Consider the following 22,078-nt stretch of genomic DNA (forward strand, 5'->3'; position numbering starts at 1 on the left):
CCAATCAGCAAATTCCCCCAAATCGTTACAATCAGCCAGGCTGGCTACCAGATCCGCACGCGGCTGTCGGGGTCGAGATACAGCTCATCTCCCGGTTTCACTCCGAACGCTTCGTAAAAGGCGTCCATGTTGCTCACAATTCCGTTCACCCGGTAACGGCTGGGCGAGTGGGGATCGGTCAACAAGCGGCGTTGCAATTCGGCCGGACGATACTTGCGTCGCCAAATCTGAGACCAGCCCAAGAAGAATCTTTGGTCACCGGTGAGGCCGTCAATCACGGCGGCCGGTTGGCCACCGAGCGACAAGCGATAAGCTTGCAAAGCGACCGCCAAGCCACCCAAGTCGCCGATATTCTCACCGAGCGTCAGTTCGCCGTTGATCGTCATTCCTTCCAGCGGGCTGTACTGGCTATACTGCTCGACCAATTGATTCGCCCGGACGTCGAATTCTTGGCGGTCTTCCAGAGTCCACCAATCACGCAAGTTGCCCGAGCCATCATACTTGCTTCCTTTGTCATCAAAACCATGGCTGATCTCGTGGCCGATTACGGCACCGATGGCGCCGTAGTTGGCCGCGTCGTCGGCTTCGAGATTAAAAAATGGTGGTTGCAAGATAGCGGCCGGAAAGACAATCTCATTCATGACCGGGTTATAATAGGCATTAATCGTTTGCGGCGTCATGTGCCATTCATTGCGGTCGATCGGCCCGCCCAGTTTTTCGAACTGCCGATTGTTTTCGTATTCCGCCGAGCGCATCAGGTTGCCAACTAAATCGTCCGCTTTGACAGCCAGTTTGCTGTAATCTTTCCACTCGTCGGGATAACCGATTTTCGTGTTGAACTGGGCTAACTTCGTCAGCGCTTGTTTTTGCGTCCCTTCGCTCATCCAGTCCAACGTTTCGATGCGAATCGCAAAGGCTTTCTTGAGGTTGTCAACCAGTTCTTCCATCCGCGTTTTGGCTTGCGGTGAGAAATGGCGATCGACATACAATTTGCCCAACACTTCACCCAGCGAACCCTCGGTCCCTTCGACGGCTCGTTTCCAGAGTGGTTTTTGTTCTTCGATACCGGTGATCGCCGTGGCGTGAAAAGCGAAGTGCTTTTGCTCGAGTTCTTCGGTCAGCGCCGAAGCGTACGAGTCGATGATGCGAAACTGTAGGTACTCGCGCCAAGTCTCCAGCGGAACTTCCACAAACAACGCATTCAGCTGTTCAATAAAGCTGGGCTGCTTGACAATAAACTCGGGGTGTTCGCCAATGCCGCTGGCAGCCGTGTAAGCAGGCCAAGGAAAAGCCGAGAAGAGCTCGCTCATTTGCTCGCTGGACAACTTGTTGTAAGTCGCCACCGGGTCACGATTGGCAACGTTGGTCCACTGGGCTTCGGCCAGTTCAGTTTCCAAAGCGAGAATTCTCTCAGCAGCTTGTTCGGCATCTTGAACTCCGATGGCGGCCAACATTTCGGCGGCATATTCGCTCAACTTTGTCCGCAAGCGGGCATAGCGTTCTTCATCTTCGAGGTAGTAATCGCGATCGGGCAGGGTGATGCCGCTTTGATAAAGATAAACGGCATATTGGTCACTACGTCGCGCGTCAGGAGAGACGTACATCACAAAGGGGCCAACGACGCCATGCTTCAGCAAATCGGCCATCACCGTGGCGAGTTCGGTTTTTGATTCCGCTTGGCGAACCGACGATAGCAGCGGTTCGATTGGCTTGATTCCAGCTTCGTTCCGCACGTCGAGGTTGGTAAAGGAGCGGTAAAAGTCGCCAACTTTTTGCGTGTCGGTGCCGGGCTGGGCCTCGCTCGCCGCAGCTTCTTCGATCAGTGCCCGGACTTGCTCTTGGGTGCGGTCAAAGAGGATCGAAAAGGTACCATAGTCGGCGCGATCGCCGGGGATCTCGGTGGTCTCGAGCCAGCCCTGGTTGACGTATCCGTAAAAGTCATCCCCCGGCTTGAGCGTCTCGCTGAAATGCTGCTTATCGATCCCTGATTCGCGAGCGGGCCCTGATTCACCCGCGGGTTTCGATTTGCCAGCTGGTTCAGCTTCTTCCGCCCGCAATGCCGGCGTGGCGGCAGCCAACGATGCCATAACTCCAAGGGCCGCGGTGCGAAAGCTGAGGCCGACTTTGAGATCGCGAAATATCTGCGATACCTGCATGAAAAACACCTGTCTGATGCCCTGAAATTGTGGGGTGATTCAATAAAAATAGGCGGGGCGATCACTCGCCCCGCCTTTAATCGTAACCGGCTGAGGAGACGACTCCCAGCACGGGAGAGCCGTTACAGCTCGAGATCAATTTTTTCTTTGTCGGCCGCTTCGCGGAGTTTGATCAGGGCGCGGGCTTCGAGTTGGCGAATTCGCTCCTTGGTGACACCCATCTCCGCACCGACTTCTTTCAAGGTCAACGGTTCAGCCCGTTTCCCCAGCCCGAAGCGGGCCGTGATAATCTTTTGCTCGCGATCATCCAAACGGTTGAGAATCCGCAGCACTTGCCTTTGGCGTTGCCGATAAGCCGACTCTTCGGCGTAGGGATTTTTACGATCATCCTCACGAGCCAAGAACAATTCCTCGGCGGTCGTGCGGAAACGATCGCGGTGCTTGAACTCCGAGGGAATCGTGCGGGCGTAGTTCTTCATGATCGCCCACGAAGCGTAGGTGCTGAATTTGTTGCCCCGTGAATAGTCGAATTTTTCCACGGCGCGAATCAACGACATGTTGCCGTCGCTGATCAACCCGAAGAAATCATCGGTGCTGTTCATATGGCGTTTGGCAATCGAAACCACCAACCGCAAGTTAGCTTGCACGATTTGGTTCTTCACCCGCACCGCTTGTTCGTAGAGCTGCTCGATTTGATCCATCACCTCAACCGAAGCGGTGCGACCGTTAATCTGCTGACGCAGCTTGGCCGCCTTGTGCTTGAGGTAATTCATCTTGCGAAATAGGTGATACTCTTGTTCGCGAGACAACAGCGATCCGTCGTAAAGCGCGGCCAGATAAGAAGGCAATCCGCTGGGGACCCGCAGCTTGCGAGTGGGCGCCTCATTTTCCGGCAGTGGACCGAGAATCTCTTCCTCACGCGACGCGTCATCAAAGTCTTCGTTGAAAATGTAATCCAACGGCAACTCCATGATCCGTCCGGCTCGCATTTCATTCAAGATTCGCATGATACTTCCTCGGCTTCGGCCAAAACGCTTACACAAGACAGGAACACTGGACCCGCGATGATGCTGTTGAAAGATCGAACGTTTCTCATCCTCGCTGAGCGCACCGTTGTGCCCGGGGAAGATTGCCAACTCGGCGTTTTCACGATCAAAATTCTTCAGCGTGTAACGGATCGTCTCGGGACTCCGCTTCATCTGTTCGCTCAACCGCCGCGTCACTTCGGAAAGATTCGCACCGGCGTCGGCCATCGCTCGCGCCCGTTCGATGATCTCACCTTTTTCATCATCCGAAAGCTGGCTAAACTGCTTACCCCGGCGAACCTTGGTGCGGTTTCGTTCGACAAAACGATCGACGCTGCTGCGGAGAAAACCGACGCGCCGCCGACCATCGACGATGAACAGCCGGCTCACCAACCCTTGGTCTCGCCAACGTGAAATCGTCTTGGTGGATACGTTGAACATGCGGCTGAGGTCTTCCACCGTGTGGACCGGTTCCCCCGCTTCTTCGACAGTCAAATTTGCCGCTTCGGAGAGGTCCTCGACGAGCAAACGCAGATCGTGCCGCGCATCCACGCCGGCAATGGTGTGCCGCGTTGGTTGTTCGGGTCGGTAATCGGTAATGCGAAAGCAGAGGAAGTCATAGGCATACTGCCGATGAGGTTCCATCTCGCTGAGCAAAAGCTCAGCCCTGGCCGCTTGTTGCAGTTGCTTCGCTCGCGGCGCAAACCGAGTCTGTTGGTCACGCAGCTGATTTAGTTTTGAATCGCGATAATCCTGGTGCATCGCACATCTCCCACAGCTTTCGGTGCATCGCCGGAAATAATCCCTGCGACCCCGGCGGGTCGCCCGACTAGCATCCTGTCGCCCGGGAATCATCCCCTCGTGGAATGATTGCCAACTCCTGTCTCCCGCCAGCTCCGTGCCAGCGCTGCTGCTAAGTGTTTCGTTAGCTACCGAGCAAAATTGCGATTCAGTAACTCGAACCGCCAAATTGTCTTCCGCTCCGTTCCACTCAGCAACCTGCTCTTTTTCTCGCTTGTGCACAAAAGTACACACAGCGAGACCTGCTAACATGGATACGTAAAACAGCGAAGCGAGGTTCCCGCTCTCGCGAATTTACTTGTCCCTTACCAGGTGTCCGAGAGAACAGTAGAAAATTAGAGGCCAAACCTGCCCCGCGCGTTCGCGAAATCTTGGTATTTTTCCACAAGTCATTACTGGAAAAGGACTTAGAGAAATACGTTTGTTTCGACAGGAAACGCGGGCCAAGGTTGGTCGTTGTCAGTTTTACATTTTGTGAGGACGAATATGCAAAATTGACACTGCCAATCTGACCATCACGACTCGGGCGATACCCCCAACTCGCGTTCCAGATGGTCGACACGCGCAGTCAAATTGGTAACGATCTTGCGAAGCTCTGCCAGTTCATCGGCCAGTTCCGCAACTGCCGGCCCAGTTCGTGGTAGCCCCGTTGGTGGGACTTCCGTTGCTGGCCTGCTGCTGACCGGCGAAGTGCCCTGATGGGCCGCGGTGGCCGCCCCGCTCGTTGCAGAAGTGGCCCAAGTCAGTGCTGCTTCATCGACTCCCGGGACCGTTGCCGCAAGCTTGGCGAGTTCTTGTGATTCGTACAGGGTGTGCCTGAATTGCTGGCCCCGGCCGGGCGGAGTCAGCGCCGCGACCAGCCCTTTTTCCTGCAGTTCGCCTAGCGTGGCCAGCACGGCGTTGAGGTCGCTAAAGGTCTCCATGCGTCCGGCCCGCGTGCGGAGCTCTCCGGCGGTCTGGGGTCCGCGAAGCAGTAATTCCGTCATTACGGCTGCCTGATGCGCGGTCACCCCCAGCCATTCGTAAGCTGCGTGGCGGTATTTGTTGACCCTGCCCACCCCCTGGACCTCGATCGCTGCCCCCGCCGCACGCAGGTTGTCGAGCGCCTCGACGACATCATCCTCGTCAACAGTCATCTGCGGACTGCGGTTCGATTTCTGGTTCGCGCCGGCGATGATAGCCGCAATGGAGAGCGGGTAATTGTCTGGCGTGGTCTTTGCTTTTTCGACCAACACCCCCAGGACGCGTCGTGGGATTCGCCCAAGTGTCCGCTGAACTGGCCGATTCTCGGCGGCGAGTGACTCAGGCTGATTGTCTGCGGTTCGACTCGCGTCGGAGTTTGAATTGGCGTCAGGGGCGGGCATGACTGGAGAAATCCTTTGGGGGGGTAAGTTCGTATTTTCCAACGTTGGCAACCACTCAAGGTACCGCATGCTCCGTAGCGGTCCAGCGGCCCGCAGGAAAGCTCAAATTACGCCATCGCGCCCTGCCCTGAGCGGACTCAATTTACTATCTTTTGCAAATTCGACATTCAACAACTGTTTGCCTGGAGGTACGCATCATTCCCAAATCGCCCCCCAACACGAACCAGCCAATTTCCATGGCGGCCGCGACCGCTGGTTGGAACGTCAACGATTCGTCGGAACTGTACGAGGTCGCTCGTTGGGGTGGGGGCTATTTTAGCGTTGGCTCGGATGGCAATTTACAGGTGCACCCGCGCCGCGATCCCGACCAGTCTTTCGACCTCAAAGAGGTCATCGATCGGCTGCGGACGCGAGGTTTGGACCTGCCGATCTTGCTTCGCTTTAACGATATTCTCAAAGACCGCCTGCAAGCGCTGTACGATTGTTTTGCCACGGCCATTACCGACCACCAGTACCAGGGGCGTTACCACTGCGTTTATCCGATCAAGGTAAATCAGCAGCGTCACGTCGTCGAGAAGATCATTGAGTTCAGTCGTCCCCTCGGGTTTGGGTTGGAGGCGGGCAGCAAACCCGAGTTGCTGGCCGTGATTGCCATGGCCGATCCGGCAATGCCGATTGTCTGCAACGGTTTCAAGGACGACGAGTACTGCGAAATGGCAATGCTCGCGCAGAAGCTTGGCCGCACCGTGATTCCGGTGATCGAGAAATATTCGGAGCTGGAAATGATGCTCCGGCACGCGGAGAACGTGGGCGTGCGACCATTGCTCGGCGCTCGCGTCAAACTGGCTTCGCGAGGTTCCGGGCGATGGGAATCTTCCGGCGGCTACCGTTCAAAGTTTGGCCTCACGGTCAGCGAAATTCTGGCCATGACCGATTTGCTCGAACAGCGTCAATTGGCCGACTGTTTCAAGCTGCTGCATTTTCACTTGGGGAGTCAGATCACCAATATTCGCCAAGTTAAAGGGGCCATTAACGAAGCGGTGCGGGTGTACGTAGAGCTCAGCCGTCGCGGTGCCGGATTGGAGTACCTCGACATCGGCGGAGGGTTGGGAGTCGATTATGATGGCTCGCAGACGAACTTTGAATCGAGCATGAATTACTCGATGCAAGAGTACGCCAACGACGTGATCTATCAAGTCCAAACGGTTTGCGATGAAGCCGAGGTCAAGCATCCGCACATTATCAGCGAAAGTGGCCGCGCGATTGCCGCTTATCACAGCGTCTTGGTGTTCGGCACGTTGGGCGTTTCCAGCCAAGGAAACGAAGCGGAATTGCCGCAAGAATTGCCCGAGCATTACGAACAGCCAGTGCACGATCTGTGGATGGCCTATCACGATCTGACCAGCCGCAACGTGATGGAAACGATTCACGACGCGCAAGCTTCGCTCGATATGGCGATGAGTCTTTTCAGCACCGGTTATCTGCCGCTCGAACAACGCGTGATCGCCGAGAATCTGTTCTTCGGAGTTTGCCACCGCATCCGCCGCTTAGCCGAGCAAATGGATGAAGTGCCGGAGGAATTGGCCGGCCTCAATCGCATGCTGGCCGAGTCTTACTTTTGCAATTTCTCCCTGTTCCAAAGCATCCCCGACAGCTGGGCGATCAAACAATTGTTCCCCGTCATGCCGATCCACCGGCTCGACGAACGCCCCACCAAGCATGGCGTGTTATGTGACATTACTTGTGACAGTGATGGCAAGATCGATACATTTATTGATCGCCGCGATGTGCAGCGAACCTTGCGGCTGCATGAATTCAATGGTTCACCCTACCACTTAGCGATTTTCCTGGTAGGCGCTTACCAAGAGATCCTCGGCGATCTTCACAACCTGTTCGGCGACACCCACGCCGTTCACGTCGAGCTCGACGGTGATAACGTGACGATTCAGTCGATTGTCAAAGGCGATACGGTTGACGAGGTATTGAACTACGTCCAATTCAACAGCAGCGAATTGCTAGATCGCATGCAGAAGTCGATCGAACAAGCTGTCCGGCAGGGAACGATCAACAACGCGGAAGCTGGCCGGTTCCTCAAGTCTTACGAAGAAGGCTTGGCCGGTTACACCTATCTGGAAGGGCCCTCAGCCGGTTAGTTGGCCAAGAAGGCGAGCCGCTGCTGTTCGACGGGCTCGCGCGTGGGACAACCTTCCACGTGATCATTGACCAAGCCCATCGCTTGCATAAACGCGTAGGCGGTGGTGGGGCCGACGAAGCTCCAGCCGCGTGTCTTGAGGGACTTGGATAATCGCGTGGAAGTCGGGGTTGCGGTCAGTTGGCTGAGTTGTTCGCGGGTGTATCGTTTTGGGCGTTCTGAGGCGGGTGGCACGAACTGCCAAAAAAAGGCTCGCAGCGAACCGAATTCCGCCACCAACTCGATCGCCCGGCCAGCATTATTGATCGTCGACTCGATTTTTTTGCGATGCCGCACGATGCCGCTGTCTGTCAACAAATTCGCCACATCGGCGTCGCCAAATTTAGCGACTTTGTGAAAATCGAACTGAGCAAACGCCGAGCGGAAATTCTCTCGCTTTCTGAGGATTGTCAGCCAGCTGAGCCCGGCTTGAAAACCTTCCAGGCAAATTTTTTCAAACAAGCGACGATCCTCGGCAACCGGTCGCCCCCATTCTTGATCGTGATAATGCAGGTAATCGTCCGCCGAAAGCGCCCACCAGCAGCTGTTACTCTCGTCCACAGGGACTGAACGCGCCATCACTATCCTCCGCAGACAAGTTTTAAGTTTGGGGTTAACCGACGGTTTGCGTTATATTGTAGGCTGGTCTGTTAGGCCATAGCTCCCCCCACCAATCCACCCCACCGATCCCATGCAGATCCAACGCTATTCATTGCCATGCGCACCAAGTTGGCAGTTGCGATTCATCCGCAATTCATTCCTGCTGAGCTTGGTTTGCTTGACCACCGCATCGACAGCCTCTGCTGCTGAGCCGGTTGATTTTAATGCCGACATCCGTCCACTGCTCTCCGGTTCCTGCTTTACTTGCCACGGTCCCGACGAGAACACGCGGGAAGCCGGGTTGCGGTTGGATACGCAAGCTGGTGCCACGGCCGACATGGGTGGCTACGCCGCGATCGCGCCAGGTTCGCCCGAGGCGAGCGAATTACTGAACCGGCTCACGACCGACGATGCCGACCTGCAAATGCCACCGGCCGGTCACGGCAAACGATTATCGCCGGCAGAAATTGAAACGATCGAACGGTGGATTCACCAAGGTGCCAACTACGAAACACATTGGTCTTATCTTCCGCCCGAAAAATCACCCTTGCCCGAAGTCGACAACCAAGCTTGGTCCCAACATCCGATTGACCGCTTTGTGCTGGCCCGTTTAAAAGCGGCCGGCCTCTCTCCCTCGGCGCGGGCCGATCGCTTGACGCTCGCTCGCCGCGTTTCGTTGGCGCTGACCGGCTTGCCCCCCACGCCCGAGCAAGTCGCGACGTTTGTCAATGATCCCCGCCCGGCCGCTTATGAGATTTATGTCGACTCGCTGCTCGCCTCGCCCGCCTACGGAGAACGCTGGGCGCGAGTTTGGTTAGACCTGGCCCGCTACGCCGACTCGGCCGGTTATGCCGATGACCCCGAGCGGACAATCTGGGCTTATCGCGATTACGTCATTGCTTCGTTGAACGCCAACAAACCATTCGACCAATTCACCATCGAACAGATTGCTGGTGACTTGCTGGAAAATCCCAGCGAAGAACAACTGGTGGCAACCGCCTTTCATCGCAACACCATGACGAACAACGAAGGTGGTACCAATGATGAACAATTTCGCAACGAAGCGGTGATCGACCGCGTCAACACCACGATGGCAGTCTGGATGGGAACCACAATCGCTTGTGCCCAGTGTCATACGCACAAGTATGACCCTATCACGCAACACGAGTATTTTCAGTTCTTCGATTTCTTCAACCAATCGCCCGACGCCGACCGTCGTGACGAGAGCCCGCGGCTGGAACTCTACAGCCCCGAACAGCGCAACCAGCAGACGGAACTCAAGCAAGCAATTGCCAACCTGCAAACCGAACTCCAGCAACAGACCCCAGCGCTGGACGCCGCACTCGACGACTGGTTAACCACCTTGCGAACACCGCCCGAGTGGCAAACCTTACTGCCGGCCCATGCTGAGCTGTTGCCAATGCCAAGTGGCGATCCCGAGCACAGCGATGCCGAACCTACGGGTGCAACGCACAAACTAGAAATTAGCGAAGCGGGCGATGTCCAACTCGTTGGCGAGCGGCCTCAGCAAGCCATCTACGAACTTAGCATCCCCGTGACGCAAGCGGCAACCGCGACAGCTTTGCAGTTAGAAATTAATCCCGCGCAAACAACGAATTTTGTGCTCAGCCGCGTATCGCTGCGGTGGGAGCCGAGCGACGAACAACCAATCTCGGGGCGATATATCCGCGTGGAACTACCAGGCTCTGGAAAGTTTTTACACTTGGCCGAAGTGGAAGTCTTCAGCAATGGTGACAACGTCGCACCAGCGGGCAAAGCCACGCAAAGTTCAACCGGATACAGCGCGCCGGCCGCTCGGGCCAACGATGGCGATACCAATGGTGATTTCACCGCCGGTTCGGTGACGCATACTAATCAAGAGGATTCCCCTTGGTGGGAAGTCGACCTGGGGCAGGCTCAGCCAATTGATAAAATTTCGCTTTGGAACCGCACCGATGGCGGAAAGCAGATCAGCGATCGTTTGCGGGGCTACCATGTGCAAATTCTCGATGCCGACCGCAACGTGGTTTGGACATCCGCCGAAATCAAGGCTGACACGGCCGAGCTGAGCCCCGAGCCGGAAATTGCTCATGAGGTATCGGGAGCGAGACCCATTGTGCTGGCCGCCGCGAACGCCAATTATTCGCAACCGTCGTTCCCCGCGGAAGCGGTTCTACAAGGCCTCGCGAGCAACGAGAAGACCGCTGGTAACACCGGCTGGGCGATTGGCGGCAAGACCGGAAACAGCCACCAATTGGTGCTCAGTTTTCAATCACCTGTGGAACTCGGCGAGGGCCAGTTGGTGCTGCGTTTGGAACAAGTGTCCGTTCACACGCAACACCTGTTAACACACTTTCGCTTGGCACTCACCAACAATCAATCCGTCACGCGTTGGGCCCAGCTGCCCACCGAACTTCGGCCCCTGATCGGCAAGTCTGAATTGGTTGCCGCGGAGCGAGATCGGCTGGCCCAACATTTTCGCGGCGTCACCGAAATGCTAGCTGAGCCGCGTGCCGAACTGAAACGTTTGGAAACGGAACTGGCCGCCATAAAACCGCATACCAGCGTGCCCGTGATGCGGGAATTGCCCGCGGATCGCCGCCGCACCACGCGGTTGCAAGTCCGCGGCAACTATCAAAGCTTAGCGGAGGAAGCCACCGCGGGCGTACCGGCTGCTTTTCATCCCTTGCCCGCAGACGCGCCTCGCAACCGCTTGGGTTTGGCGCGATGGTTGATCAGCCCGCAAAATCCGCTGACCGCGCGGGTGATTGTCAATCGTCACTGGGAGCAATTGTTTGGCACAGGCTTGGTGGAAACCAGCGAGGAGTTTGGTTCTCAAGGTGAGCCCCCCTCGCATCCGTTGCTGCTGGATTGGCTAGCGGTTGATTTGGTCGATCATGGTTGGGACCTGAAACGGTTGCTCAAACAGAGTGTCATGTCTGCCACTTACTGTCAATCGAGTCACGTGACACCCGACCTGCTGGAAGCGGATCCCGACAATCGCTTATTTGCCCGCGGCCCCCGGTTCCGAATTTCTGCCGAGATGGTTCGCGACCAAGCGCTGCACGTCGCCGACTTGCTCAGCCCACGTTTGCTCGGGCCACCGGTACGTCCGCCGCAACCCAACCTGGGCTTGAGCGCGGCCTTTGGCTCGGCTACTGACTGGAAGACCAGCGCTGGGGAAGACCGTTATCGACGCGGCATTTACACGACCTGGCGACGTTCAAACCCCTATCCCTCGATGGCCACTTTTGACGCGCCGAACCGCGAGGTCTGCACGCTGCGGCGGTCGCGAACCAACACCCCGTTGCAGGCTTTGGTGACGCTGAACGATCCAGTCTACGTGGAAGCCGCTCAAGCTTTGGCGCGGGGTGCGGCCTCCCTGCCCGAATTGGAGTCGCGGTTAACGCAAATCTTCAGCCGCGCACTACTGAGATCTCCCAGCTCGGCGGAGACAGACTTGCTGCTCGATCTCTACCAGCGTGTCCAACAAGAGTATGCCGACCACTCCGAGGAAGCGCGGCAGCTAGCCGAGCAACCGCTCGGTCCCTTACCTGCGGATAGTGATCCGGTGGAAATGGCCGCTTTGACGGTCGTCGCCAACGCGGTCTTGAACCTCGATGAGATGCTGATGCCCCGCTGATGGCGCCTCTGGTGTCGCAGCTAACGCAAGGCAGTCCCATCCCATCACCACCACACACCTTCCTCTCGCATTGATCTCACTATGAATTGGCACGCCCCCAAAATTTTGCAAGTCCAGCAAAACACTCGCCGTCATTTCCTTTCTCAATCAACCGCCGGGATCGGTGCCGCCGCGCTCGCCTCGTTGTTGGCCTCCGATGCCCGCGGGAATGAGTCGGCCTCGTCCAAAGCCGATCTGACCTCAAACCGCGACAATCCACTCGCCCCTCGGCAACCACCCCTGCCGGCCAAAGTCAAACGCGTCATCTATTTGCACATGACGGGCTCGCCACCGAACCTCGATCTATTCGATTACAAACCGGAACTCATTCGGCTCAGTGGCACCGATTGTCCCGATGAATTTGTCAAAGGGAAAGAGTTTGCCTTCACCAGTGGCACGCCCAAGCTGTTGGGGTCACCGCGAAAGTGGCAACAAGTCGGCCAGAATGGGATGTGGATGTCGGATGCGATTCCCCACTTTCATGAGATTGCCGATGACATGTGCATCTTGCACGGCATGTACACCGATCAATTCAATCACGCGCCGGCCGAACTACTGTTGCTGACCGGATCACCCCGCTCGGGACGACCATCTTTGGGTTCTTGGGCAACTTATGGTTTAGGCAGCGAGAACGAAAATCTACCCGCCTTTGTCGTCTTGATCTCCAGCGGCGTGCAACCCAACGGTGGCAAGAACTCTTTTGGAAATGGTTTCTTGCCATCGATTTATCAAGGAGTGCAATGTCGGTCCAAAGGGGATCCGGTGCTGTACGCCTCCGATCCTGATGGCATGAGCCGCAAAGTGCGTCGCTTGAGCCTCGACGCATTGCGTGAGTTGAATGCGCTCCAAGCGGCCGAGATGGGGCACCCGGAAACGTTGACCCGGATTTCCCAATACGAACTAGCCTTTCGCATGCAAACTTCGGTGCCCGAGGTGATGGATATTACCCAAGAGTCGGCCGAAACGCTGGCTGCCTACGGAGCCCAGCCGGGGGGTGCGAGTTTCGCTAATAACTGCCTGTTGGCTCGACGGCTGAGTGAAGCGGGCGTGCGATTTATCCAGCTCTTCGATTGGGGTTGGGATTTCCACGGCACGGGCGAAGGCTTGGGTTTGAAAAGTGGTTTGACCGACAAGTGCGGCACCATGGATAAACCGATAGCCGCTTTGGTCAAGGACCTCAAACAGCGCGGCTTATGGGACGACACCTTAATCATTTGGGGAGGCGAGTTTGGGCGAACTCCTTTTCAGGAAGGGCGAACTTCAGCCAGCGGAGTGTTGGGCCGCGATCACTTTCCCGATGCCTTTTCCATGTGCCTGATGGGAGGTGCCGTGAAAGGCGGACTCGATTATGGGGCCAGTGATGAACTCGGCTTCTCCGTCGCTGAGAAACCGACGCACGTGCATGATTTGCAAGCCACAATTCTGCACATGTTAGGCTTCGACCACACGCGTTTGACCTATCGCTTTCAAGGCCGTGACTTTCGGCTCACCGACGTGCATGGCGAAGTCATCCACGACATTCTCAGCTAGGGTTTCATTTGCTCAAGCGTCTCACTGGCGTAGCGAGCCAACGTGTTGGGGTGCTGATGCAGGAGCGCGACGGAGAGGTAAAATTCTCGCGACCTGGCTTGCTCTCCAGCAGCCTCAAGCCGGTCGGCGGTCGTCAGCAGCGGTCCGCCTTGCAGGCTGATCGGCAACCGTTCGACCAACTGCGGCCAATTGGCAGAAACGCTCGCAATTTGAGGCACTGGCGTCCGCCGCCAGCTGACCACCTCCGCGAGGCGGGCCAACGCCGGTTCGCGCCGATCTGCCGCCAAGGCTTCCAAAACTCGCTCGGCCACTAGGCGATCGGAAGGGCTGGAGAGCAGCCAACTGGCCGCCACCAAACGAACGGCGGTGGCTTCCGAGCCAATCACTTTCCGCGCTGCCGAAATTGCTTGCGGCGAACTGGGGCGAGAATGCCAGCGAACGGGCAATAAGCAGTAGGCAGGGATCGGCGGTTGGCTTTGTTGCAATTGCTTCACCAACTCCAAAGCGGCGGGAAAACGCTCGGCTTCAGTGGCGGCGATGGCCAAGTGACCGATCAACCACTGTTGCTGCCAAATGGGCGGGCCTTGGCGAATCGCTTCCAACAGCGGCGAAATCGCCTCCGCATATTTGCCATCGGCAAACAACCGCATGCCCCGCTTGGCCAACTCACTTTCGTAGCTGGCTTCCAACCACACAACCCGATCGAGCGAAATTACCAGCGGTGCTTGTTGGTCGCTCGCTTCCAGCTTCACACGTTGGTTATCAAACGAGATCACTTCGCCGGCTGATAACTGGATAGGACGTGGTAACCAATCCGACTCGGACGATGGGGGCGGTGGTGGCTGATGCCAGACTCGCAACAGCGATCCGCCGAGTGCCGAGTTGGCGTTGACGGCATCCCTGATTTCCGCACCATTCGCCCCCGTGACAGCCGGAGTTTGGCCGCGAAGCGTGGCACCCGGTGCGAGGGCCAGCAACAGAGCGAGCGTCATGTTCAGCCGCCAACTCATAGCTCGTCGCTCGTTTGCGGAGGTCGCAGCGTGCGGACATCCAGATAACGATATTCGCCACCATTGCCCGCAGCTAACTCGATCAAGAAACTATCCTTGGGTGGTGTAAACTCGGTCCCAAATTCAACGGCGTGGATTGTCGTTCCGGAGCGTTCACACAGCATGCGAATTTCGTTGAGTCGCGTTTGCCGGAGGCGAGGAAGGTGCGCGTCGGTGAGGAAAAAAATCACATCAGGTTCGAGCTTGAGCGCCAGTTTGAGGGCATCATAATGTTCCGTGCCACCGTGCGCGGGAACGGCTCGAATGTATTGGGTGGCCCAGCGTTTCATCCCGTCGCTGGCCGGCAGCATCCAGAACGATTGGCCTTCGGGGCTGGCATACTGGCTGCGGTTGTTATAGACGATAATTTGAAATGAGTGATCGGGTCCGAGCGAGCCGAGGCTGCGAATGGTTTCGCGTTTGGCAGCTGAGAGGGGAGCACCATTCATGCTGTCGCTGCGGTCGATCACGTAAACAAAGCGACGCCCCGACCCGGAGACTCCGAAGAACATGGCGGTTGCCTCGGGGCCAGTCCCTTCACCGCGTCGCAACGGCCCGGCGCCTTCACCACTTCCCGCCTCCAGCGCTGTGCCCGTCCCAACTCCCGAATTTTCCATCGGCGTGTCGGTAACCTCAGCCAGCAAACCATCAACATCCAGCGGCCGTGCCAACGCCGGTGCGGAAGCGGCTGCGGCAGCCGAACTGGCTTGGCTGGCCTCAGTCGATTCAGCGGTCGTCTCGGCCGGCGCTTCGGCCGGTTCATATTCAGTCCGGTCTGCCATCCGATGGGCCACCGCGATGCCGATCGGCCTTCCCGGCTCGTCGCCCGTCCCTTTGGGGCTGGTGTCGATCCAGGCGGCCAGCATCAGGACGATCGCCAAATGTAAACACAACGACATCGCCCAAGCGGGAATGCGAGGCGTGCTCCGCAATTCACCGGAAAAAGATTTTGGACGGATTGTCGCGTTTTTCACGGATCTGGCCAGCCAGTGAGGTTGGTGGGGTTTCAGAAAGTGGTCCGCTCAAGGCATCATAGGGTATCTCAACCTTTTGCAGCGGCTAATTCTATCATGTCAGCGACTTTCCTTCGTTCATTTTTACGCCAACCGGGGCAAGTCGGTGCGATCGCCCCCAGTTCGCCCCGATTGGCAGCCGCCATGGTGGAGTGGATCGACTGGGAACGCGCCGAGGGAGTGGTCGAATTCGGAGCTGGCACGGGAGTCTTTACCGAAGCCATTTTACCCAACCTGCAAGCCTCGGCGAAATTTCTAGCGATCGAAAAAGATGGCGAACTTTGCCAGTTGGCGCGACGTCGTTGTCCGCAGGCGGACATTGTCGAAGATAGCGTGGAAAATGTGCGAGAACTGTGTCTGCAGCGGGGCATTCCCGAAGTGAACGCCGTGATCTGCGGCTTGCCCTGGGCTTCCTTTCCAGCACCCCTGCAAACATCTTGCCTCGATGCCCTGGCGGAGGTCATGCCAGCAGGTGGACAGTTTGTCAGCTTTGCCTACTGGCAGGGAATGTTGCTCCCCGCCGCACATCGCTTCCGCCGCCGCTTGGACGATTACTTTACCGAGATTTCCACCAGCCCCACGGTCTGGCGCAACTTACCCCCCGCATTCATTTACCGCTGTCGACGCTAAATCTTTCATGTCTAAAATCCAGCCCCGCACGCTCAAAGGTTTCCGTGATTTTTTGCCGGAGACGATGATCCCACGTGAACAATGCATGTGGACAGCCCGCGAAGTTTTCCGTCGCTACGGGTTTGCTCCGATCGACACGCCCACCTTGGAATACTTGGAGATTCTGACTGGCAAAGGGAGTGAGGAAACCGATCGGCAGATGTATCAGTTTACCGATCACGGTGGTCGCAAAGTTGGCATGCGATTCGACTTGACGATTCCCTTGGCTCGCTTTGCCGCACAGCATGCGCAAGCCCTGGGCACCCCCTTTAAGCGATATCACATCGCACCGGTCTGGCGAGGTGAGAGCCCGCAAGCGGGACGTTATCGCGAGTTCGTGCAATGCGACTTTGACACGATCGGTACCGAATCGGTGGTGGCCGATATCGAGACGGTGGTCGTCATTGATGATCTGATGCGCTCGCTCGGTTTCAGCAAGTTTCACATCCACTTGAATAATCGCCAAGTGTTGACGGGGCTGCTCGAACACCTGGGGTTGGTCGAGCGGGCCGTACCGGTACTCCGCAGCTTGGACAAGCTGGCGAAGATCGGCCCCGCCGCCACGATCGCGGAAATGCAATCGACCGCCGGCGTGAGCGAAGACGAAGCGCGCTCGGTGCTGCGGCTCGCCGAACTGCAGGGCGATTATCAACAAATCCTCGCCGCACTCCCAGAAGTTACCGGCAACAATCCGACGGCCGGCGGCGGGATTGAACGTTTGCAAACAACCATCACAGCCGCGTTGGCGGCGGGAGTCGAGCCGTCGCGGCTGAAGCTAGATGTCGGCATCGCCCGAGGTCTCGATTATTACACGGGAGTGGTGTTTGAAACTTTCCTTGACGAGCTACCGGGGATCGGCAGCGTCTGCAGCGGCGGTCGCTATGATGATCTAGCCGGGCTTTATACCAAGCAACACCTGCCGGGAGTGGGCGCTTCGCTGGGACTCGATCGGCTGCTGGCCGCGATGGGCGAACTGGGCATGCTGCCCTCGGTGCGGACGCCCGCGGCGGTTTTCATTCCTTACTTCGATGAGGCAAGGTTGACTGACTACCTGCGCATCGCAACGCTGCTGCGGACGCGTGGGATCGGCTGCGAAGTTTACCCCGATGCGAAAAAATTAGGCCAGCAACTGAAGTATGCCGATCAACGCGGTTTCGCCATCGCCTTGATCGCCGGGGCTCGCGAATTGGATGAAGGTAAAATCCAAGTCAAAGACCTCCGTCATAAAATTGCCACCGAGGTTGATTTCAGCTGGGATCAACCAGAACCCTTGTTCAACGCCATCGCCACGGCCAGCCAGTTAAGTACTGGCTCGTTGTTGGCTTAAAAGCAGGAGAGATACCAATGGGCGGGCACGTTACACCGACTTTCATCGCGCGGGCCATCTGTGCCGGCGTGTTGTGCTGCTTGCTGCCGGGATGCGTGCCGCAAGCGGAGAACGAAGTTGTCATCTACTCTTCGCTCGATCAAGAATTTTCCGCACCGATTCTGTCCGGCTTTGTCCGAGAGCATGACAAAAAAATCATGCCCAAAGCAAAGTTCGATGTCGAATCGACCAAGACCATCGGCTTGGTAAATCGGTTGGTCAGCGAGCAGGATCGCGTCGTCTGTGACGTGTTTTGGAACAACGAGGTAATGCACACGATTCGCTTGCAAAAAATGGGGCTGCTGGAGCCGCACGATTGGCAAGTGCCTGCTGGCTGGCCCGTCATCGCCGGGGATAAGACTTGGTGCGGATTTGCCGCCCGAGCTCGCGTGCTGGTGGTTAACACCAACTTGCTGCCCGACAAATCACAATGGCCGCAAAGCGTGATGGAATTAGCCGACCCCAAGTGGCAAGATCAATGTGCGATCGCAAAACCACTGTTCGGCACCACGGCGACGCATGCCGCCGTCCTTGATACGATCATGGGCAGGGAAAAATCGACTGAGTTTTTCCAACAAGTCGCCGCTAACGCCCGAGTGCTGTCGGGGAACAAACAAGTCGCCCAGAACGTCGCCTTGGGACAGGCCGCCTGGGGAGTGACCGACACCGACGATGCGATCATCGAGGTCGAAGCCGGTTTGCCAATCGCAATCGTCTTTCCCGATCAACAACCGGCACAACTCGGCGCGCTGCGGATCCCCAACACGGTCGCCATCCTAAAAAATTCTCCCAACCCGCTGGCGGCACGATTGTTGGCCGATTACCTCGTCTCCGCCAAGACGGAAGATCGCTTGGCGATGAGCGACAGCGCGCAAATCCCAATGTTTCCCGAGGTGCCAACCAAATCGCGAGTCTTACCACCCGGCGGTGTGCGTTGGCTCGATGTCGATTTCGAGCAAGCGGCCGAAAATTGGGACGAACTTGCCCCGTTGCTGACAGAGATTTTCCAACTATAAGATAGTCGCTGATTTCCCCTTTTTACATGCGATCAAGCAGCCACGTTGGCAGCGAATGGACTAACGATCCATCGCCTCCAGTCGGGCCGCTCGGTTCCAGGAGTACTTCCGGTGCTGCAAGCCAAAGAGATCAAGTCAGGTGTGGTGGTGGTTCATGAAGGTGAGCCAATATTGATTGAAGGGGTGATGGTGCAAACACCTTCTGCCCGCGGTGCGGCAACGCTATATAAATTCCGTGCCCGCAACGTGATCACGCGGCAAAAAATCGATGTCACGCTCAAGGGAACCGAAGGGCTGTTGGCGGCCGACTTTTCCAAACGAGCGGTGACTTTGATGTACAGCGACGCCACTCATTTGCATCTCATGGATGCCGAAAATTTCAATCAATACGAATTGCCGATCGAGGATGCCGAGGAACAAGTGCCTTACATCACCGAGGGACTCGAGGGGATGCGAGCACTGATCTATAACGACACCTGCGTGGGGCTGGAAATTCCCACCACCGTCGAGCTGACGATCACGCAATGCGACCCCAGCGTGAAAGGCAATTCAGCCACCGCCAGAACCAAACCCGCCACCTTGGAAACGAGTTTGGTCGTGCACGTCCCCGAGTACATCAAGGAAGGCGAACGGATCAAAGTCGATTCGCGAACCGGTGATTTTATCTCCCGCGCATAAAGTCGCCTTTATTCGACTTCCAACAGGATGGGCGTCGAAGTGATGCCGCCGTCGATCTCAGCCTTTAAATGAAAGTACCTCGGACCGGGCGCCGCAACGGGATCGGCCGTGATGAAGAACTGACGGCGATCGTACCCTTTGGGCACCAGCAAACCGTTGAGGCCAATGTTGTCAACGTACACGCCGTGGGGCATATTCCTGCCGGCAAACTCGTTGCCCAACTTGAGATCGTTCTCAAACGCGTTGCGTTGGACCATCACTTCCGCCGAAATCGTTTGCCCCCGCTTGATCGGCAAGGGTGAGCTTCTGGGCTGCAAAAGTTCACCAGCTTGATTGCTAATTTCCAATCGCACCTGTGGCTTGCCACTGGTCTTCAGCTCGCCCACATCGCCCGCTTGATGTTCCACAACTCGGCCCACAATCTCGGCTCGAGCGACCAGCCGGGCAGTCCCCAAAGTCTGATCGGCAGCTACATCGTCGTCTGCCCAAATCACTCCGTAGGCATCCTGCTGTCCAGCTTCGACGGTCACCGTCTCGGTGGCGTGCAGCCCCGGCGGGAGATCGACAACCGTGAATGCAACCGCACCTTGGAAACCGTCCAGACGCGTGATGCTGACGCGAAATTCGCGTCCAGCGCCGGCCGGAATGGGTTTGCCGATCTTGCCCACGCTGGGCCGAAAATCGGGAGCGGCCGGTCTGACGGTGAGCTTATACTTGTAATCGTCTCCCGCTTGCCCGCGTGTGTCGTCAACACGGATCGTAAAATTACCGTCGCGGGGTGCCACAAATCGCAAGCGGCTATCGGCACCAATTTGCCGCGCGGCGTCATCATCATTGCGATAATTTAATTCGAAAACAGGCAACCCATTCGCCGTTGCCGGTTCATTGGGAGCCAGTTCGCGGACCACGTACGCAGGCTCTTGCAAAGCGTGCGTAACCGCCGAAGTATCATAAAACGTGTGGCGGGAACCGGTCCCAGGATACACGTTGAATCCACTGTCAGGCCCCCGCGGATACATCCACAACCGGGTGACTTCACCGGACGAGTAGAGCAAGTCGTTCAGCCGCATTTCCTCCCAATCGAACAGGCGGAAGTCGCTGGTTTGATTAGAGTCTTTGCCGCGGAACGTAAAGTATGATTCGCGAATCGCTTGCAAGCGGGCACGTGTTAACGACTGCCCCTCTTCGTCACACACTTCGATGATCGTATCGAGCGGAGAAGCATCTTGAGCGGCCCGCGTTTCAATCATCCAGACTTCGCCCCGCCGAGCGCTAAAGCGATACCAGTCCGCTTCGCTGGCACCACCCACCGCGGCCGAAATCACCCCGGAAACGACCGCCCCACGAGGCAACTCCATTGCGCTGGCCGCCGTTTGATTTCCACGCTCGGCTGGTTCGCTCAGCTCCCGCAACGGATCGACTGTCAAGTAAACCTCAGACAGCGTCGCGGCCTGCTGGATAACGCCTTGCTCGATCTCGGCCAGCTTCAATTCGCGGACTTCTCCAGACATCGTGGCCACCGAAACAAGCGGGCGTTTAGCGGAGATGGCAAGCTGTGAGATGGCATCCTCAAGGCTGGCAAGGGACTCCAGTTTCGTCCATTTTTTTGTCTCAAATGCCAGCAGCCGGCCAGCTTCGGTGGCGACAATCAGTTGCCCGCCGTCACCGCTGAACGCCAACGAGACCAAAGGGGAGTCATCAGCGAAACGTGTCTCGACCAGCGGGTTGGTTTGGGCCGATTGGCGAGAGACAAATTCCCACACCCGAAAACGATTATCGGCGCTGGCGGCGACCACATGTTTGCCGTCTGGAGAAAACGCCACCGCATTGACTTCGCCTTGCGACTGGGCGAGGGTATCCAAGCGGTTGCCGCTGGAAACTTGCCACAGCTTGACCGTTTCATCGGCGCTGGCCGTGGCGATGACTTGACCATCGGGAGAAAACGCCAAATCAAAAATGGCCCCGTTGTGGCCTGTCAGAACGCGCATTTGTTCGCCGCTGTTGGCATCCCAAAGCAATAAATTACGGTCATAACCGGCCGTCGCCAACACGTCGCCCGCCGGTGAAAGTGCGGCCGCGTACAGAGTGTCGCGATGCCCCCGCACCGTTTGCTCAACTTCACCGTTGGCGACGTTGACAATCATCGCCGTCCCCTGCAGCCCCGTGATTCCCGAGGCGATCACCAGCCGTGAGTCGTCGTCGCTGAACCTTAAATCGTTGACTTTGCCAGGCAGCGATTCAATATGTACCGGCACCGAATCGCGGTCCGCACGCCGCAATTCGACTTGGCCAAAACGCGCAATCGCCAACAGGCTGCCATCGGCCGAACGGGCCAAGGCGGTGATGGGTTGGGTGGTCGTTTCCGCGGCTGGAATCTGCGGCGTCTTCAACTCACGCATCGAAGGCTCGGTGGCGTTTGGGCCGTTGGCTCCCGCGGCGATCCAACGTCGCAGCAACTCGATCTCTTCGCCCGTCGGTCCCTCGAAATCATCGGGAGGCATCTTGGGTTCCATTTCACCCGTCGTTGTCAGCAACATCGGGCTGTTCTCTGGTTCACCCGGCACGACGACAGGACCATGCTCGCCACCGGCCAACAAAGCCTCAAAGGTATCGAACGATAGCTCGCCACTCTCGTCGGAATCGTTGTGGCACGCGGAACAATATTTTTGCAGCAGCGGCGCGATCTGTTTGGAGAAATCAACATCCAACGCAACCGCCGCAGTCGGTTCCGCGGCCCGCAGCAGCCCGCCCGTGACGAACGTGAGCAGACCGCAAGCGAGCAAGCAGACAGTCAAACGCAAGGGACTCACATCCTTATTTTCCGGCAAACCATTGCGGTCAGCTAACGGCTGACGTTGCGCATCACGGAGATTACTTTGGTCCATGTCGAAACTTCGCAGGTGAGATGAAGAACTGATGATGGGGGCGAGCACTTTGT

At 57.2% G+C, this 22,078-nt stretch carries 14 protein-coding genes; 7 read left to right on the forward strand and 7 right to left on the reverse strand.

Going from position 1 to position 22,078, the window contains the following annotated elements; genetic code table 11:
• Positions 1-44: 44 nt before the first annotated feature.
• From SH139x_RS25205 to SH139x_RS25215, 3 genes are all read right to left on the reverse strand, one after another.
• Positions 45-2,156: a M13 family metallopeptidase gene (locus SH139x_RS25205; protein ID WP_488352504.1), complete on the reverse strand. Its 2,112-nt coding sequence runs from the start codon at positions 2,154-2,156 to the stop codon at positions 45-47.
• Positions 2,157-2,278: 122 nt separating this feature from the next.
• On the reverse strand, positions 2,279-3,943 hold the full coding sequence (locus SH139x_RS25210; RefSeq protein WP_488352505.1) for a sigma-70 family RNA polymerase sigma factor: 1,665 nt from the start codon (positions 3,941-3,943) through the stop codon (positions 2,279-2,281).
• 554 nt (positions 3,944-4,497) lie between these two features.
• The gene (locus SH139x_RS25215; protein WP_488352506.1) at positions 4,498-5,346 is read right to left on the reverse strand and encodes a DUF480 domain-containing protein; all 849 of its coding nucleotides are present in this window, start codon (positions 5,344-5,346) and stop codon (positions 4,498-4,500) included.
• A 236-nt stretch (positions 5,347-5,582) separates the two neighbouring features.
• Here SH139x_RS25215 and speA point away from each other — a divergent pair, with 236 nt between their 5' ends.
• Positions 5,583-7,499 (forward strand): biosynthetic arginine decarboxylase, encoded by a 1,917-nt coding sequence (speA, locus tag SH139x_RS25220; RefSeq protein WP_488356089.1) that lies wholly within the window; start codon positions 5,583-5,585, stop codon positions 7,497-7,499.
• Here speA and SH139x_RS25225 read toward each other — a convergent pair.
• On the reverse strand, positions 7,496-8,116 hold the full coding sequence (locus SH139x_RS25225; protein ID WP_488352507.1) for a DNA-3-methyladenine glycosylase I: 621 nt from the start codon (positions 8,114-8,116) through the stop codon (positions 7,496-7,498). The genes speA and SH139x_RS25225 overlap by 4 nt on opposite strands.
• A 112-nt stretch (positions 8,117-8,228) precedes the next feature.
• On the opposite strand from SH139x_RS25225, the gene SH139x_RS25230 reads away from it, so the two are divergent.
• On the forward strand, positions 8,229-11,780 hold the full coding sequence (locus SH139x_RS25230; protein WP_488352508.1) for a DUF1553 domain-containing protein: 3,552 nt from the start codon (positions 8,229-8,231) through the stop codon (positions 11,778-11,780).
• Between the two features lie 81 nt (positions 11,781-11,861).
• Complete coding sequence (locus SH139x_RS25235; protein WP_488352509.1) at positions 11,862-13,349, forward strand: DUF1501 domain-containing protein; 1,488 nt, start codon at positions 11,862-11,864, stop codon at positions 13,347-13,349.
• Here the strand turns inward: SH139x_RS25235 and SH139x_RS25240 are convergent.
• Positions 13,346-14,359 carry a hypothetical protein gene (locus tag SH139x_RS25240; protein WP_488352510.1) on the reverse strand — a complete coding sequence of 338 codons (1,014 nt, stop codon included), beginning with the start codon at positions 14,357-14,359 and terminating at the stop codon, positions 13,346-13,348. The two genes, SH139x_RS25235 and SH139x_RS25240, sit on opposite strands and share 4 nt — an antisense overlap.
• On the reverse strand, positions 14,356-15,372 hold the full coding sequence (locus SH139x_RS25245; protein WP_488352511.1) for a vWA domain-containing protein: 1,017 nt from the start codon (positions 15,370-15,372) through the stop codon (positions 14,356-14,358). Before SH139x_RS25245 ends, SH139x_RS25240 begins: the two co-directional genes overlap by 4 nt.
• A 96-nt stretch (positions 15,373-15,468) precedes the next feature.
• Between SH139x_RS25245 and SH139x_RS25250 the strand changes: the two genes are divergently transcribed.
• The 4 genes from SH139x_RS25250 (at position 15,469) to SH139x_RS25265 (ending at position 19,140) form a co-directional block, all read left to right on the forward strand.
• Positions 15,469-16,041, forward strand: coding sequence for a class I SAM-dependent methyltransferase (locus SH139x_RS25250; RefSeq protein ID WP_488352512.1), 573 nt, complete (start codon positions 15,469-15,471; stop codon positions 16,039-16,041).
• A 7-nt stretch (positions 16,042-16,048) separates the two neighbouring features.
• On the forward strand, positions 16,049-17,407 hold the full coding sequence (gene hisS, locus SH139x_RS25255) for a histidine--tRNA ligase (protein WP_488352513.1): 1,359 nt from the start codon (positions 16,049-16,051) through the stop codon (positions 17,405-17,407).
• 17 nt (positions 17,408-17,424) lie between these two features.
• On the forward strand, positions 17,425-18,462 hold the full coding sequence (locus SH139x_RS25260) for an extracellular solute-binding protein (RefSeq protein ID WP_488352514.1): 1,038 nt from the start codon (positions 17,425-17,427) through the stop codon (positions 18,460-18,462).
• Between the two features lie 111 nt (positions 18,463-18,573).
• Positions 18,574-19,140 carry an elongation factor P gene (locus tag SH139x_RS25265; RefSeq protein WP_488352515.1) on the forward strand — a complete coding sequence of 189 codons (567 nt, stop codon included), beginning with the start codon at positions 18,574-18,576 and terminating at the stop codon, positions 19,138-19,140.
• An 8-nt stretch (positions 19,141-19,148) separates the two neighbouring features.
• Here SH139x_RS25265 and SH139x_RS25270 read toward each other — a convergent pair whose 3' ends face one another.
• On the reverse strand, positions 19,149-22,025 hold the full coding sequence (locus SH139x_RS25270; protein ID WP_488352516.1) for a c-type cytochrome domain-containing protein: 2,877 nt from the start codon (positions 22,023-22,025) through the stop codon (positions 19,149-19,151).
• Between the last annotated feature and the right edge of the window lie 53 nt (positions 22,026-22,078).

The organism is Kothea flammea, from assembly GCF_052161645.1.
In the GTDB taxonomy this organism is placed as follows: Bacteria; Planctomycetota; Planctomycetia; order Pirellulales; family Pirellulaceae; genus Laterigemmans.

Coding starts and splice junctions, on each gene's coding strand:
- SH139x_RS25205 (WP_488352504.1), bottom strand. CDS start 2,156: ATGCAGGTATCGCAGATATTTCGCGATCTCAAAGTCGGCCTCAGCTTT.
- SH139x_RS25210 (WP_488352505.1), bottom strand. CDS start 3,943: ATGCACCAGGATTATCGCGATTCAAAACTAAATCAGCTGCGTGACCAA.
- SH139x_RS25215 (WP_488352506.1), bottom strand. CDS start 5,346: ATGCCCGCCCCTGACGCCAATTCAAACTCCGACGCGAGTCGAACCGCA.
- speA (WP_488356089.1), top strand. CDS start 5,583: ATGGCGGCCGCGACCGCTGGTTGGAACGTCAACGATTCGTCGGAACTG.
- SH139x_RS25225 (WP_488352507.1), bottom strand. CDS start 8,116: ATGGCGCGTTCAGTCCCTGTGGACGAGAGTAACAGCTGCTGGTGGGCG.
- SH139x_RS25230 (WP_488352508.1), top strand. CDS start 8,229: ATGCAGATCCAACGCTATTCATTGCCATGCGCACCAAGTTGGCAGTTG.
- SH139x_RS25235 (WP_488352509.1), top strand. CDS start 11,862: ATGAATTGGCACGCCCCCAAAATTTTGCAAGTCCAGCAAAACACTCGC.
- SH139x_RS25240 (WP_488352510.1), bottom strand. CDS start 14,359: ATGAGTTGGCGGCTGAACATGACGCTCGCTCTGTTGCTGGCCCTCGCA.
- SH139x_RS25250 (WP_488352512.1), top strand. CDS start 15,469: ATGTCAGCGACTTTCCTTCGTTCATTTTTACGCCAACCGGGGCAAGTC.
- hisS (WP_488352513.1), top strand. CDS start 16,049: ATGTCTAAAATCCAGCCCCGCACGCTCAAAGGTTTCCGTGATTTTTTG.
- SH139x_RS25260 (WP_488352514.1), top strand. CDS start 17,425: ATGGGCGGGCACGTTACACCGACTTTCATCGCGCGGGCCATCTGTGCC.
- SH139x_RS25270 (WP_488352516.1), bottom strand. CDS start 22,025: ATGGACCAAAGTAATCTCCGTGATGCGCAACGTCAGCCGTTAGCTGAC.